We start from the raw sequence: 14,989 nt of genomic DNA, 5'->3' as shown, positions 1-14,989 counted from the left end.
ATAGAACGTGGCGCGAGCGCGCCGCACATCGACGCAAGGAGTACCGCATGACCGACACCCTGACGATTCCCGGCTACAAGGTTGGCACCTGGGAGGTCGACGCCACGCACAGCGAGGTCGGCTTCAGCATCCGCCACATCATGGTCTCGAAGGTCAAGGGCAAGTTCGAGCGCTTCAACGCGACGTTCGTCACGCCGGAGAACCCCCTCGAGACGAAGATCACCGCGTCCGCCGAGGTCGCATCGATCAACACGAACCAGGCCGACCGCGACGGTCACCTCCGCACCGGCGACTTCTTCGACGCCGAGACCTACCCGACGATCGACTTCGTCTCGACCGGCGCCCGCGCCAAGGGCGACGACTTCCTGGTGGACGGCGACCTCACGATCAAGGGCGTGACCAAGCCCGTCACCTTCACCGTCGAGTTCGGCGGCTTCGCGACCGACCCCTACGGCAACTACAAGTTCGGCGCCACGGCGACCACCAAGATCAACCGCGAGGACTTCGGCCTCACCTACAACGCGGCACTCGAGACCGGCGGCGTGCTGCTCGGCAACGACGTCACGATCACCATCGAACTGCAGGCCGCGCACCAGGCGTAGCCCAGGACGTCGAAGGGCCGGTGGAGCATCGCTCCACCGGCCCTTCGTGTATCCGGCCGGCTCAGGTCGGCTCGCCGACGATCTCGTCGCGCACGCGACGGAGGTCCTCCATGAGTGATCCGATGAGGATCCAGTGCTGGGGGTGCGGGCGGGCGATCACGAGGGGAGCGGTCAGCGCCGGGATCTCCGCGGTCTCGGTCGGCGGCTCGTCGGACGCGGAACGCCCGTTCACCAGCAGCCTGAGATCGTGGGCCGCCCGGGTCAGTTCGACGGCGATGTCCGCCACCGTCGGCTCCTCATGCAGGGTCGGGTCGTCGTGATCGTGCACCGAGCGCGCCATGCCCAGCGTCCTCGTGACGACCGGCTCCAGTCGACGCAGCAGCAGGCGCTGACGGTCGAGCTCGTCACGGTGCCTCGATCGACGAGGGTTGAGCAGCAGGCTGTCATCGCCTTCCTTCACCGCGGCGATCGCCCGGTCTCGCAGGGGCTTCAACGCCCGGGCCTCCTGGAGCAGCGCCACCAGCTCCGCGTCCGAGTTCGCACGCGTGAGTGAGGTGGCGAGATGGTCCAGGGTGTCGGCGCACGCGAGCGCGAGGGTGGTCACCGCCTCCTTCGCGGGAGCGAGGAGGACCGGTGCGACGAGGACGACGTTGACGAGGAGTCCGATGCCCGCGCCGAGCACGGTCTCGACGATCCGCGCGACCGCGTAGTCCGGGGTCGCAGCGCCGATCGACAGCACCAGCATCGCGCTGATCGGGATCTGGTTGGCGGATCCGGGCCCGAGGCGGAGGACCCATCCGAGCAGGATGGAGATGACGATGGCCAGGAGCACGATCCAGGCGGAGTGTCCGAAGATGATCCCAATGGCCGTCGCGAGGATGACGCCCGTGATGACCCCGAGGCTGCGCTCGAGCGCCTTCCCGAACGACTGGTTGACGCTCGGCTGCACCACGAGGATCGCCGCGATGGCGGCGAAGACCGGGAGCTGGCCCGGGATGATCGTGATCGCGACGATCCAGGACGCGACGGCGGCCAGCGCCGTCTTCAGCACCTGGAGCAGGGGCAGCCGCGATCTGATGCGCAGGACGGGGACGACGGACATCGGTGCCGTCAGAGCTTGTCGTGGAGCTGGTCGAGCAGTTCTGCGCCGTTCCCCGCGTAGACCCAGGGGGCGCCCTCGTGCTGGGCACCGACCTTCGAGCGCCCACCGGCGAGGACCGCCTCACCGGGGGAGAGCTGACGGATCGCCACGGCGGCGACGCGGTCGGGGTGGCGTTCCTCGAAGCTCCGGTAGAGGGCTTCGTCGTGCTGTCCGTCGTCGCCGACGAGCAGCCACCGCAGACGCGGGAAGTCCTCGGCGAACCGGTCGAGGTTGTTGCGCTTGTGCTCGCGACCGCTGCGGAAGAACCGGTCGTGCGTCGGACCCCAGTCGGTGAGGAGGAGGGCGCCGGCGGGGTAGAGGTTGCGGGAGAGGAACCGGGTGAGCGTCGGCGCGACGTTCCAGGCGCCGGTGGAGAGGTAGATGATCGGCGAACCGGGGTGCTCGCGCGCCGTGCGCTCGAGGAAGACCGCCATGCCGGGCACCGGTGTCCTGGCGTGCTCGTCGAGGACGAAGGTGTTCCAGGCCGCGACGAGTGGGCGGGGGAGCGCCGTCACCATCACCGTGTCGTCGATGTCGGACACGATGCCGAACTCGATGTCGTCGGCGACGATGAAGACCGGGGCTTCGACCGGGTCGCTGCCCTCCGAGCTCAGTCGGAGGGTGTGCCAGCCGGGGGTGAGCGAGACCTGGACCACCGCGTCGACCACGCCACCCCGGTCGCCCGTGACCGTGTGACGCTGCCCGTCGACCTCCACCTCGACCGTCGGGTCGGCGATGCTCAGCGCGAAGAAGCTCTTCCAGCCGCGCACCTTCTGCTGCGGTTGGACGGTGGTCTTGCCCGGTTCCGCCAGGACGACCCTGGCCAGGACACGGATCCAGGACGTCGATCCGTAGCCGGTGAAGGGGATGACCGCCGCCTCGCGTCCGTGCCGCCTCGCACGACGCTGGCGGCGCAACTGGACGGCGTCCTCCATCCGTGCGGCGAAGTGCCGGATCTGCTCGGCGGCGTCGGAGGAGGCCGTTGGACGATCGTCGGATGCCTTCACGCGTTCAGTCTGTCATGCCGGTGCGTCCGGCCCGCCGTCTCGCGTCGATGACGGTCGTGTGCTACTGGGGCGTCGAGCCGTCGTCGGGTGGTGTCGCGTCCTCCTGGGCCAGCATGTGTCGCTCCTCGCTCCGCTGGAGGAGTCGCTTCACGACGAGGACCACGACGGCGAAGACGACGATGATGCCGACGAAGACGTAGCCCGCCCAGTGGAGGCGGTCCGACAGCTCGCGATAGCTGCCCGCGGCCAGTGCTCCGACGGAGACGTAGGCCGAGGACCAGATGACGCAGGCGGGCAGCGTCCAGGAGATGAAGCGTCGGTAGCTCATCGTGCTCATCCCGACCGTGAGGGGGATGAGTGAGTGCAGGATCGGGAGGAACCGCGAGATGAAGACGGCGATGCCGCCCCGCCGGTCGAGATAGCGCTCAGCACGGGCCCAGTGCCGCTCGCCGATGCGGCGGCCGAGTCTGCTGGCACGGATGCGCGGGCCGAACCAGCGGCCGAGCGCGAACCCGACGGACTCGCCGATGAGCGCTCCGGTGATGACGACGAGGATCATCGAGATCCACTGGACGGGTCCGACGACGGCGGTGCTGGCGACGATGACGACCGTGTCGCCCGGGACGACGAGGCCGACGAGGACCGAGGTCTCGAGCATGATGCCGACGCCGGCGAGGATCGTGCGCGTCACGGGGTCGACACTCTGCACCAGGTCGAGGAGCCAGCCGAGCACGTCGTTCACGGATCGAAGCCTAGTGCGGCAGGTGTGGGACGGGCTCCGATACCCCTGTTAGGACACCCTTGGATGTGTGGTCTGACCACAGGCGCGAATTCGGGTACGATTGGTGTCGACGACATGGATCGAAGCCACGGGGATGACCACCCCGATCGGGCCGCACCTGCGCCGCCTTCCCTGGATGCCGCGAAAAATGGAGTGTTCATCGTGAACGACCTACTCGACCCGCTACTGCTGTCCCGCTGGCAGTTCGGCCTCACCACCGTCTACCACTTCATCTTCGTGCCGCTGACCATCGGCATGGCCGTGACGGTCGCCGGGTTCCAGACCGCCTGGGTCCGGACCGGCAAGCTGCACTACCTGCAGCTCACGCGGTTCTTCGGGAAGATCTTCCTCATCAACTTCGCCATGGGCGTCGTGACGGGCATCGTCCAGGAGTTCCAGTTCGGCATGAACTGGTCCACCTACTCCAGGTTCGTCGGCGACGTCTTCGGCGCGCCGCTCGCACTCGAAGGCCTGCTCGCGTTCTTCCTCGAGGCGACGTTCATCGGACTCTGGATCTTCGGCTGGGACAAGCTGTCACCGAAGCTGCACCTCGCCACCATCTGGATCGTGGCACTCGGCACCGTGCTGTCGGCCTACTTCATCATCGCGGCGAACGCCTTCATGCAGAACCCGGTCGCCTTCCGGATCAACGAGGAGCGAGGCCGCGCCGAGCTCACGAACATCTGGGAGCTGCTGACCAACAAGGTCGCCCTGGCCGCCTTCCCGCACACGATCTTCGCGTGCTTCATGGTCTCCGCAGCCGTCATCATCACCGCTGCGGCCTGGCACCTCGCCCGGGGCCAGCACGTCGAGGCGATGCGCCCGGCGCTCAAGGTCGGTGCGTGGAGCATGCTCCTCGCGGGTGGTGCCACGATGCTCGCCGGCGACCAGCTCAGCCTCGCCATGGTCGAGACCCAGCCGATGAAGATGGCGGCTGCGGAGGCGATGTACAACACGGCGAGCGGTGCCGACGCCTCGTTCTCGATCTTCACCCTCGGCACACCCGACGGTGTCCACGAGCTCTTCTCGATCCGCATCCCGTACCTCCTGTCGTTCCTCTCGACCCACACCTTCGACGGCACGGTGGAGGGCATCAACGACCTGCAGGCGCAGTACACCCAGCTCTACGGTCCGGGCGACTACTCGCCCGTCATCTGGGTCACCTACTGGGCGTTCCGCTGGATGATCGGCCTCGGCCTCGCCTCGATGCTCGTCGCGGCAGCCGGTCTCTGGTTCACCCGCAAGGGCCGCGAGCCGAAGCGCTGGATGTGGCGCGTCGCGGTCTGGGCCGTCCCGATGCCGTTCCTCGCCATGACCATGGGCTGGGTCTTCACCGAGATGGGCCGCCAGCCGTGGATCGTCTTCAGCCTGTTGAAGACGGAGGACGCGGTCTCGCCGAACACCACCGGCCTCGATGTCCTGATCTCGTTGATCGCCTTCACCGTCGTCTACGGATCGCTGCTCGTCGTCGAGTTCGGTCTCCTGAAGAAGACGATCAAGGCCGGGCCCGACCCGATCGAGCTGTCCGAACCCGACGAGGACGGCGTGCAGAAGCCCGCCGCCCCCGCGACCACGGTCTACTAGGAGCACATCATGGACCTCACGATTCTCTGGTTCTGGATCATCGCCGCACTGTTCGTCGGCTACTTCGTCCTGGACGGCTTCGACTTCGGCGTCGGCATGACGATCCCCTTCCTCGGGAAGGACGAGACCGACCGCCGGATGCTCATCAACACCATCGGGCCGGTCTGGGACCTCAACGAGACCTGGCTGATCGTCGCCGGTGCGAGCCTCTTCGCCGCCTTCCCCGAGTGGTACGCGACCCTGTTCAGCGGCTTCTACCTCCCGCTGTTGTTCATCCTCCTCGCGCTCATCATCAGAGGGGTGTCGTTCGAGTACCGGCACCAGCGGCCGGAAGCCTCCTGGAAACGGCGCTTCGACCTCATGATCATCGTGGGCTCCGCCCTGCCGGCCTTCCTCTGGGGCGTCGCCTTCGCGAACATCGTCCAGGGCGTCCCGCTCGATGCCGACCACAACTTCACCGGCACGCTCTTCACCCTGCTCAACCCGTACGGCATCCTCGGCGGTCTCACGACGCTCGTGCTCTTCTTCGCCCACGGAGCCGTGTTCGCCTCGCTGAAGACCGAGGGCGACATCCGCGAGCGTGCCCGCCGCCTCGCGAGCCGCGCCGGGCTCGTCGCCATCCTGCTCGCCGCGTCGTTCCTCGGGTGGACCGTCCTGGCGCACTTCTCGCTCCCGGTGTTGATCCTCGCGGCCATCGCAGCGGTCTCGCTCATCAGCGCCTGGTTCGCGAACAGCCGTGGGCTGGAAGGCCGTGCGTTCGCGCTCATGGCCGTGACCGTCGCGGCGGCCGTGCTCACCCTGTTCACCGCGCTCTTCCCAGCGGTGATGCCGGCGAGCAACGACCCGGCGAACAGCCTGACGATCGCGAACGCCTCCTCGACGGAGTACACCCTCACGGTGATGTCGTGGACCGCCCTGATCTTCCTGCCGCTGATCCTCGCCTACCAGGGATGGACGTACTGGGTGTTCCGCAAGCGCATCACGCGGAAGCACATCGAAGCCGCCGCGCACTAACCTGTCATCGTGCGCCCCCTCGATCCGCGACTGCTCCGCTATGCCCGCGGAGCCCGGTCGGTCCTCGGACTCGGCGCGGTCATCGCGCTCGTCCAGACCGCCTGCACGCTCGGGTTCGCCTGGTTCGTGGCCCAGCTCGTGTCCCGGTCGATCGCGGGGGATCCGGTCGAGGAACTCCTGCCGTCGCTCTGGCTGCTGATCGGCATCGTGGTGCTGCGTGCCGGGACCGTCCTGGCATCCGACTCGGTGAACGCCCGTGGCTCCGCGATCGTCCGCAGTCAGTTGCGGCGGGCCCTCGCGGGCGCGTTCGAGACGCTCGGGCCGGGTTGGGTCTCGCGTCGGAGCTCTGCCGCCCTGACGACCGTGGCTGGCCGCGGGCTCGACGCCCTGGACGCGTACTTCGGTCGCTATGTCCCGCAGCTCATCCTCACGGCGATCGCCATGCCGATCATCGCTGCGGTGATCTTCATCCAGGACCCGCTCAGCGGCATCACGGTGATCGTGACACTCCCGCTGATCCCCGTCTTCATGATCCTCATCGGATTCGCGACCCAGGCGGTGCAGCGGCGCCAGTGGGAGACCCTGGCCCATCTGTCGCGCGGGTTCCTCGAGCTCGTCGCGGGCATGGCGACCCTCAAGCTGTTCGGTCGGCAGCACCGGCAGGTACAGCGGGTCCGAACCGTCACCGAGGAGTACCGCGTCGAGACCATGAAGGTCCTGCGGTTCTCGTTCGTGAGCGGCTTCGCCCTCGAACTGCTGTCGAGTCTCGCCGTCGCCGTGGTCGCGGTCGGCATCGGCCTCCGGCTCCTCGACGGCTCGCTCCTCCTCGGAACGGGGCTCTTCGTCCTGATCCTGGCCCCGGAGGCCTTCCTGCCACTGCGGAACGTCGGCGCGAACTACCACGCTGCCGCGGAGGGGGTCACCGCCGCCGACGAGGTCTTCGAGATCCTCGATGAGGCGAAGGCCGTCCGCGAATCCCCGTCCGTTCCTGATCAGCTCGGCGCACCGGCGACAGCAGGCGACTCCGTTCGCCGGACGTCTGGCCTGGTGCTCGACGGTCTCGGGGTGCAATACGACGAGCTGCGGGTGTTGGACGACCTCGACGCGACGTTCCCGGCCGGCGTGGTGACGGCTGTCGTCGGCGCCAGCGGAGCCGGGAAGACGAGCATGGCGTCGGCGATCCTCGGATTCGTGGACGCCACCGGATCGATCCTGCACGACGGAGGACGCATGTCGCCCACGCCTGGTGGACGACGCTGGCTGTCGTGGGCGCCGCAGCGTCCGGTCCTCATCGCGGGGACGGTCGGCAGCAACGTCGCGCTGGGCGATGACGCACCCGACGAGGTGCTCATCGTCGAGGCGTTGTCGGCACTCGGGCTGTCCGCGCTGCCACTCGGACACCCCATCGGCGCGGTCGGCGACGGCGTGAGCGGTGGGCAGGCGCAACGGATCGCGATCGCGAGGGCCCTCTACCGGCTGCGGCGCACCCCGGCGGATGCCGGAACGCCGGTGCTGCTGCTCGACGAACCGAGTTCGGCGCTCGACGCCGCGTCCGAGGCGCTCGTCATCGACGCCGCGCGCGACGCCGCTCGGGCCGGGGCGGCCGTCATCGTCATCACCCATCGACCGTCGATCGTCGAACACGCGGATGCCGTGCTCGAGATCCGCGTGCGGTCGGAACGCGTCCAGGACGACGAGGTGATGCTCCATGGATGAGCGCGTCCGACTGATCATCCGACTGGCGCAGCCGCCGGCGCGCCGCTTCGTCCCTGGACTCCTGGCCGGGATCCTCTCCGCGGGGGCCGCCGTCGCCCTCCTCGCTTCGAGCGCGTTCCTCATCACGAAGGCCGCCGAGCAGCCCTCGATCGTCGAGCTGGGTGTCGCCGTCGTCGGGGTGCGCGCGTTCGCGCTGGCCCGGGCGTCCTTCCGGTACCTCGAACGCATCCTCAGCCACGATGCTGCATTCCGTCAATTGGCGCAGCTGCGCGCCGGCATGATCGAACGCGTCATCCCGGTGGCTCCCGACGGACTGCAGCTGACCGGCCGGGGCGACCTCCTCACCCGCCTGGTGACCGATGTGGACGAGCTGCAGAACGTGCCGTTGCGGGTCGTCCAACCACTGGTGGTGTCGGGTGTCGTCGCCGGAGCCTCCGTCATCCTCACGACCGCGCTGCTCCCGGCCGCCGGGATCGCGCTCGCGGTCTGCCTCGTCGCGGCGTTCCTCGTCTCGTGGTTGCTCGTGAGTCGGGTGGCGGCGCGCGCCGAACGCGAACTCGCGCCGCTGCGCGGTGCGCTGTCGGAAGCCCTGCTCGAACTCGTGACCGGGCTCGACGTGCTGACCGCTTACGGCGCGGTCGGCGCCGCACGGGCACGGATCGAACATGCCGACGCGGCACTCACACGTGCGATGGTGCGGCGGGCCGCGGGCGCCGGGGTTGCCGGCGCCGTCCTCTCCCTGGCTTCCGGGGCGTCCGTCGTCGCGGCGCTGTGGGCAGGCATGCCGGCGCTGGGAACGATCGGCGGCCCCGCGCTCACCGTGATCGTCCTCGTCCCGCTCGCCGTGTTCGAGGTCTGCGCGATGGTGCCCCTCGCGTTCGGGGCTTGGCGGGAGGCGGTCGCGAGCGCCGAGCGCGTGGCGGACGCGGTCCCGAGCGATCGACCCGACGAGATCCCGGACGAGGACACCGGCAGCATCCTCACGCCGACCTTCGACGGCGTCATGCTCGAGGCGGAGCACCTCAGCGCGCGGTGGCCCGGGAGTACGACGGCGGCGCTCGCACCGATCAGCTTCCGGCTGTCGGCCGGCGACCGGCTGCTCGTCGAAGGCGACAGCGGAGCCGGAAAGACCACCCTTGCGCACGCCCTCGTCCGCTTCCTCGAGTACGAGGGTGGGTACCGCGTCGGCGGCGTCGAGGCACGCGACCTCCGCCCGGACACGCTGCGCGAGTCGGTCGGGCTCGTCGAGCAGCGTCCGTTCCTCTTCGACGCCGACATCCGCCAGAACCTCCTCTTCGCCAGGGACACGGCCGACGACGCTGAACTCGAGGCCGTGCTGGAGCGGGTCGGGCTCTCGTCCTGGCTCGCTGAGCGCGGCGGACTCGACCGCCCGGTGGGGGAGCACGGCGCGCTCGTCTCCGGAGGGCAGGCGCAACGCATCGCCCTCGCCCGTGCGCTCCTCCGCGAGTTCCCCGTGCTCGTGCTCGACGAGCCGACCGCCAACGTCGATCCCGAGCGCGCGACCGCCCTGCTCGAGGACCTGCTCGGTGTCGCGGGATCCGAGGGTCGTGCGGTCATCGTGATCTCCCACACGCCGGTTCCCGACAGCCTCGTGACCGGTCGCCTCCGGATCGTCGCGCCGCCGATCGCGGCCGTCGGCTGATGCGATCCACCGGAGCACGCCGGCAGGTCGTCCTCCCGGCCTGGTCCGAGCCCGAGGACGTCTACCGACGCGTGTTCGCTGACGAACCCTGGGCGGCCTGGTTGGATTCGGGCCAGGGCTCCCGGACCGGCGTCAGTCTCATCGGACGCGGGACCGAACGCCTCGTCGCGGACGTCCGGCTCGGCACGGTGGAGCGCATCACCCCGGTGTCCGCCTCGGTCGACCGGACGACGATCCTCGACGCCCTCCGTACCGTGCGTGCGGAGGGCGACCCGGGCGATTGGGTCGGGTGGTTCGGCTACGAGTCGGGGGCAGGGCTCGTCGGGGTTCCGTCGCACGCGGCGGCCTCCCCGGACGCGCTCTTCCTGCGCCTCGACGACCAGGTGCGGTTCGACCATGCGGCGCGGACGGTGACGATCTCGTCGGACGATCCCGACTGGATCGCGACGACCGTCGAGCGATTGAGTAGGGCGACCGAGCCTCCTCCCGTGGCCGAGGCGGCCGGCGGGGTCTGCGCGCCCCGTCACAGCGATGCCGCATACGTGCGGCTCGTCGAGCGGTGCCAGGAGCACATCACCCGTGGGGACGCCTACCAGCTGTGCCTGACGAACCACCTGCGCGTCGACGGGGTCCACGACCCGTTCGCGACCTATCTGCGGCTGCGCAGGACGAGCCCCACGCACCACGGCGGCTTCCTCCGGTTCGGTTCGATCAGTGTCGCGAGCGCGTCACCGGAGCAGTTCCTCGAGGTCTGGCCCGACGGCCGCGTCCGGACGAAGCCGATCAAGGGGACCCGGCCGAGAGGTGCCGATCCCGAGGAGGACGCCCGCCGGCGCGCCGATCTGCTGGCGAGTCCCAAGGAGCGCGCGGAGAACCTCATGATCGTCGATCTGATGCGGAACGACCTCTCCAGAGTCTGCGAGCTGGGTTCCGTGGCGGTCACGGCTCTCCATCACGTCGAGAGCTACCCGCAGGTGCACCAACTCGTCAGCACCGTCGAAGGACGGTTGCGCGCAGGGCTGGGCGCGCTCGACGTCGTCGAGGTCGCATTCCCGGCCGGATCGATGACCGGGGCCCCGAAACGTCGGGCGATGGAACTGCTGTACGACCTCGAAGCGGGCCCGCGCGGGGTGTACGCCGGCGCCTTCGGCCTGCTGTCCGCGGACGGATCGATGGACCTCGCCATGGTCATCCGCTCGATCGTGATCGATCCGCACGGTGCGTCGATCGGCACGGGTGGTGGCATCACGGCGCTGTCCGACGCCCGGGAGGAGCTCGAGGAGACGTGGACCAAGGCGGCGGCCCCGCTGGCGGCACTCGGCGTCGGACGTCCGCCTGCCGAATCCCGGTAGGCTTGACCGTTGGACGGAGCGCCGTCGTGCGCTCCAGCCCGTCCATCCTGCGGCCGAGCGCCGTGCGAGCAGCCCACGGGCTTCCACCCCCAGCACCTGCAGTGATTGAGAGTGACGTGTCAGACGAGCGCAACACCGACGACCGCCGAGACGGCGAGCGGTACGACTTCCAGGCGATCCAGGAGAAGTGGCTTCCCGTCTGGGACGAGCTGAAGCCCTTCGCAGCAGGCGACCCTGCCGACAAACGTCCGCGCAAGTACGTGCTCGACATGTTCCCGTACCCCTCGGGCGACCTGCACATGGGTCACGCCGAGGCGTTCGGCTTCGGCGACATCGTCGCGCGGTACTGGCGTCACCAGGGTTTCAACGTCCTGCACCCGATCGGCTGGGACTCGTTCGGTCTCCCCGCCGAGAACGCTGCCATCCAGCGCGGCGTCGACCCGCGCGAGTGGACCTACGCGAACATCGCGCAGCAGAAGGCCAGCTTCCGCCAGTACGGTCCCTCGTTCGACTGGGACCGCGAGCTCCACACGAGCGACCCCGAGTACTACCGGTGGAACCAGTGGCTGTTCCTCCAGCTGTTCGAGAAGGGCCTCGCGTACCGTAAGGCGAGCCCCGTCAACTGGTGCCCGAACGACCAGACCGTGCTCGCGAACGAGCAGGTCGTCGACGGACACTGCGAGCGCTGCGGCGCCGAGGTGACGAAGAAGAAGCTCACCCAGTGGTACTTCCGCATCACCGACTACGCCGACCGCCTGATCGACGACCTCAACCAGCTCGAGGGCACCTGGCCGGCCAAGGTCCTCAGCATGCAGCGGAACTGGATCGGTCGATCCAACGGTGCGGACGTCTCGTTCTCGATAGAGGGTCGTGCCGAGCCGGTCTCCGTGTACACGACCCGCCCCGACACGCTGTACGGCGTGACGTTCATGGTCGTGGCGCCCGACTCGGAGCTCGCAGCCGAGCTCGTCGCCGACACCTCCGACGAGGTCAAGGGGCGCTTCCAGGCCTACCTCGACAGCGTCAAGGGTGAGAGCGAGATCGCGCGGCTCGCGACCGACCGCCAGAAGACCGGCGTCTTCCTCGAGCGCTACGCGATCAACCCGCTGAGTGGCGAGCGCCTGCCGATCTGGGCGGCCGACTACGTCCTGGCCGACTACGGTCACGGGGCGATCATGGCGGTCCCTGCGCACGACCAGCGCGACCTCGACTTCGCGCGGGCGTTCGACCTGCCCGTGCGCGTCGTGGTGGACACCACCCAGCCCGTCACCGGTGCCATCCCGATCATCGTCGACGGTGAGCTGCCGGAGGACCTCCCGTCGATCGATCCCGCCAAGACGGGTGTCGCGCTGACTGGCGACGGTCGCCTGACGAACTCCGGCCCCTTCGACGGCCTGAGCAAGGCGAACGCGATCCCGAAGGTCACGGCTGCACTCGCGTCGAGCGGCCTCGGCGCGAAGACGAAGAACTACCGCCTCCGCGACTGGCTCATCTCGCGACAGCGCTACTGGGGCACGCCGATCCCGATCATCCACTGCGACGCCTGTGGCGAGGTGCCGGTCCCCGAGGACCAGCTCCCCGTGCGGCTGCCGGACGCCGCGGGTCTCGACCTGCGTCCGAAGGGCATGAGCCCGCTCGCTGCGGCAGAGGACTGGATCAACGTGGACTGCCCGTCGTGCGGGAAGCCTGCGAAGCGCGACTCCGACACGATGGACACCTTCGTCGACAGCTCGTGGTATTTCCTCCGGTTCCTGAACCCGACCTCCGACGAGATCGCGTTCGACCCGAAGGAGGCCGACAAGTGGGCGCCGGTCGACCAGTACGTCGGCGGTGTCGAGCACGCGATCCTGCACCTGCTCTACTCGCGGTTCATCACGAAGGTCCTGTTCGACCTCGGCAAGGTCGGCTTCACCGAGCCCTTCAGCGCACTCCTCAACCAGGGCATGGTCATCCTCGACGGTTCGAAGATGAGCAAGAGCAAGGGCAACCTGGTGGAGTTCGCCCAGGAGCTGCGGTCGTACGGCGCCGACGCCCTGCGCGTCACGATGGCATTCGCCGGTCCTCCGGAGGACGACATCGACTGGGCGGACGTCTCGCCGGCCGGGTCGGCCAAGTTCCTGGCACGCGCCTGGCGGGTCGCGCACGACGTCACCAGCTCGCCCGACGTCGCCTGGAAGGACGGCGACGAGAAGCTGCGGAAGGTCACGCATCACTTCCTCGCGGAAGCTCCCGGGCTCATCGAGGCGGGCAAGTTCAACGTCGTCGTGGCACGGCTCATGGAGCTCGTCAACGCGACGCGGAAGGCGATCGACGCCGGGCCCGGCGCGGGCGACCCCGCCGTGCGTGAGTCCGCCGAGGTGACGGCCATGGCGCTCGACCTCTTCGCGCCGTTCACCGCCGAGGACATGTGGGCCAAGCTCGGCTACCAGCCGTCGATCTCGCTGGTGCCGTGGCGGAAGGCCGACCGGTCGCTGTTGGTCGAGGACCAGGTGACCGCGGTGGTGCAGGTCGACGGCAAGGTCCGCGACCGGCTCGAGGTGTCGCCGAAGATCTCCGGCGAGGAACTCGAGCAGCTCGCACGCGCGAGTGCGGCTGTGCAGCGTTCCGTGGGCGACCGCGAGATCGTTAACGTCGTGGTGCGTGCCCCGCGCGTGGTGAGCATCGCCACGAAGGGCTGATGCGGTTCGGGGCGGGCCCCGCGGCCCGTCCCGAACACGCGCGTAGCGCTCGGGCACGATCATCGAGTCGGACTCCGTGTCCCATCCGACGGCAGGGTGTTCTCGGATCGCGTCCCGCCCGGTTGCCTGTGCTTCCTCGGTAGCATGACCGGGTGCCCGCTCTCGCCCCATCAGTACGAACGCTCCGCGTCTTCCAGATCCTGTGGGTGATCGGCTTCCTGATCGGAACGACCACGCACACCGCGGATCTGATCCTCGGCGGGTTGGACGTCTACGGCGGCTTCCCGCCCGGCGTCCGGCTGTTCTGGGTGACGCTCACGGTCTTGGACCCCATCACCGCTGTGCTGATCATCCTTCGACGGCGCGCCGGAATCGTGCTCGGAATCACGGTGATCGTCGCCGACATCGCCGTGAACTGGACCGTCTTCGTTCTGCTCGGCGGACTCTCGTGGTTCGGCGTCATCAATCAGAGCCTGTTCGCGGTGCTCATCCTCGCCACGGCTCGGCCCCTGTGGATCTGGTTCGGGCGATCTTCGACACGAGAGCGTGCCGACGCGGCCAGAGCGGCCTGATCGCCTCGGTCGGAAGACGACCGGTCGACGCCGAGGCGGTCGGCGAGCTGGCTGAATCCTGCATCTCAGGCGAACGCGCTCCACAGGGGTGGTCGCGGTGCGTTCGGTGCCCGCGGCGGCGGTGAGCGTGTGGTTCGGGGCGTCCGGGCTCGTAGCGTTCGAGGATGACCATCGAACCGGAACCCATGTCCCACCCGGTGCCGTCCAGTCGTTCGGCTACACGCCGCCTGCTGCGTGAGCTACCGCGCCCAGAGTTCCGTGCCGGGGCGGTCGTCGTGCTGGTGATCGTGGCCCTCGTCGTCGCCATCCTCGTCTCGTTGTTCACCTCAGGCGGGGCGGTCAGGACGATCGGTGGGGCGGAGCTGTCGGCGGATGCGAGCCCCGTTCCCGGAGCGACTCCCGGAGCGACCGCGCCCGCCGGCTCGGCGACGGGGGAGCTGTTCATCCATGTCCTCGGAGCGGTCGCGGCCCCTGGTGTCTACCGGCTGCCGGACGGATCACGTGCGTTCGATGCGGTAGCGTCCGCCGGCGGCCTCCTACCGGAAGCGGACACCGGTGCCGTGAACCTCGCACGGTTCGTGAACGACGGCGAGCAACTGTACGTCCCAGTGGTCGGCGAGGTGCCACCCGGCGGAGGCGCGAACGGGTCGGCTGCCGGGAGTCCGTCCGGCTCGCAGCTCGTCAACGTGAACACGGCATCCGCGGCCGAACTCACCGCACTCCCGCGGATCGGAGAGGCCCTGGCCGCACGCATCGTCGCCTGGCGGGAGGCGAACGGACCGTTCGCCACCCTCGACGACCTGAGCGCGGTCGAAGGCATCGGCGCGAAGACCCTCGAGGGGCTTCGCGCGGCGGCGACGGTGTGACCGCAGACGCGGC

General features: G+C 69.0%; 12 protein-coding genes. 9 read left to right on the top strand and 3 right to left on the bottom strand.

What is annotated here, in order from left to right:
* Window positions 1-47 precede the first annotated feature (47 nt).
* Window positions 48-602 carry a YceI family protein gene (locus IFU30_RS09790; RefSeq protein WP_079705738.1) on the top strand — a complete coding sequence of 185 codons (555 nt, stop codon included), beginning with the start codon at window positions 48-50 and terminating at the stop codon, window positions 600-602.
* Between the two features lie 61 nt (window positions 603-663).
* Here IFU30_RS09790 and IFU30_RS09785 read toward each other — a convergent pair whose 3' ends face one another.
* The 3 genes from IFU30_RS09785 to IFU30_RS09775 form a co-directional block, all read right to left on the bottom strand.
* On the bottom strand, window positions 664-1,704 hold the full coding sequence (locus tag IFU30_RS09785; RefSeq protein WP_192005064.1) for an FUSC family protein: 1,041 nt from the start codon (window positions 1,702-1,704) through the stop codon (window positions 664-666).
* Window positions 1,705-1,712: 8 nt separating this feature from the next.
* Window positions 1,713-2,678, bottom strand: coding sequence for an App1 family protein (locus tag IFU30_RS09780; protein ID WP_079706285.1), 966 nt, complete (start codon window positions 2,676-2,678; stop codon window positions 1,713-1,715).
* Between the two features lie 133 nt (window positions 2,679-2,811).
* Window positions 2,812-3,492: a VTT domain-containing protein gene (locus IFU30_RS09775; RefSeq protein ID WP_192005063.1), complete on the bottom strand. Its 681-nt coding sequence runs from the start codon at window positions 3,490-3,492 to the stop codon at window positions 2,812-2,814.
* Window positions 3,493-3,693: 201 nt separating this feature from the next.
* Between IFU30_RS09775 and IFU30_RS09770 the strand changes: the two genes are divergently transcribed.
* From IFU30_RS09770 to IFU30_RS09735, 8 genes are all read left to right on the top strand, one after another.
* Entirely contained in the window at window positions 3,694-5,115 is a 1,422-nt protein-coding gene (locus IFU30_RS09770; protein ID WP_079003899.1) for a cytochrome ubiquinol oxidase subunit I, read from the top strand.
* Between the two features lie 9 nt (window positions 5,116-5,124).
* Window positions 5,125-6,129, top strand: a complete 1,005-nt coding sequence (cydB, locus tag IFU30_RS09765) for a cytochrome d ubiquinol oxidase subunit II (protein WP_064295578.1) — start codon at window positions 5,125-5,127, stop codon at window positions 6,127-6,129.
* Between the two features lie 9 nt (window positions 6,130-6,138).
* On the top strand, window positions 6,139-7,845 hold the full coding sequence (cydD, locus tag IFU30_RS09760) for a thiol reductant ABC exporter subunit CydD (protein ID WP_192005062.1): 1,707 nt from the start codon (window positions 6,139-6,141) through the stop codon (window positions 7,843-7,845).
* The gene (gene cydC, locus IFU30_RS09755) at window positions 7,838-9,508 is read left to right on the top strand and encodes a thiol reductant ABC exporter subunit CydC (RefSeq protein WP_192005061.1); all 1,671 of its coding nucleotides are present in this window, start codon (window positions 7,838-7,840) and stop codon (window positions 9,506-9,508) included. The genes cydD and cydC overlap by 8 nt, the downstream gene beginning before the upstream one ends.
* Entirely contained in the window at window positions 9,508-10,860 is a 1,353-nt protein-coding gene (locus tag IFU30_RS09750) for an anthranilate synthase component I family protein (protein ID WP_192005060.1), read from the top strand. Before cydC ends, IFU30_RS09750 begins: the two co-directional genes overlap by 1 nt.
* Window positions 10,861-10,976: 116 nt before the next feature.
* On the top strand, window positions 10,977-13,538 hold the full coding sequence (gene leuS, locus IFU30_RS09745) for a leucine--tRNA ligase (RefSeq protein ID WP_085510711.1): 2,562 nt from the start codon (window positions 10,977-10,979) through the stop codon (window positions 13,536-13,538).
* Between the two features lie 152 nt (window positions 13,539-13,690).
* On the top strand, window positions 13,691-14,110 hold the full coding sequence (locus IFU30_RS09740; protein WP_192005059.1) for a hypothetical protein: 420 nt from the start codon (window positions 13,691-13,693) through the stop codon (window positions 14,108-14,110).
* Between the two features lie 164 nt (window positions 14,111-14,274).
* Window positions 14,275-14,976: a helix-hairpin-helix domain-containing protein gene (locus tag IFU30_RS09735; protein ID WP_249404747.1), complete on the top strand. Its 702-nt coding sequence runs from the start codon at window positions 14,275-14,277 to the stop codon at window positions 14,974-14,976.
* The last annotated feature ends 13 nt before the right edge of the window (window positions 14,977-14,989 follow it).

Source organism: Plantibacter sp. CFBP 8798 (genome assembly GCF_014841195.1).
GTDB classification, from domain to species: domain Bacteria; phylum Actinomycetota; class Actinomycetes; order Actinomycetales; family Microbacteriaceae; genus Plantibacter; species Plantibacter auratus.
The sequence above is the reverse complement of the archived record's forward strand: the minus strand, read 5'-3'. Positions and strand labels throughout refer to the sequence as shown.

Bases quoted from the DNA above. Each gene is read 5' to 3' on its own strand.
- IFU30_RS09790 (WP_079705738.1), top strand. From the start codon at position 48: ATGACCGACACCCTGACGATTCCCGGCTACAAGGTTGGCACCTGGGAG.
- IFU30_RS09785 (WP_192005064.1), bottom strand. From the start codon at position 1,704: ATGTCCGTCGTCCCCGTCCTGCGCATCAGATCGCGGCTGCCCCTGCTC.
- IFU30_RS09780 (WP_079706285.1), bottom strand. From the start codon at position 2,678: ATGGAGGACGCCGTCCAGTTGCGCCGCCAGCGTCGTGCGAGGCGGCAC.
- cydB (WP_064295578.1), top strand. From the start codon at position 5,125: ATGGACCTCACGATTCTCTGGTTCTGGATCATCGCCGCACTGTTCGTC.
- cydC (WP_192005061.1), top strand. From the start codon at position 7,838: ATGGATGAGCGCGTCCGACTGATCATCCGACTGGCGCAGCCGCCGGCG.
- IFU30_RS09750 (WP_192005060.1), top strand. From the start codon at position 9,508: ATGCGATCCACCGGAGCACGCCGGCAGGTCGTCCTCCCGGCCTGGTCC.
- IFU30_RS09735 (WP_249404747.1), top strand. From the start codon at position 14,275: ATGACCATCGAACCGGAACCCATGTCCCACCCGGTGCCGTCCAGTCGT.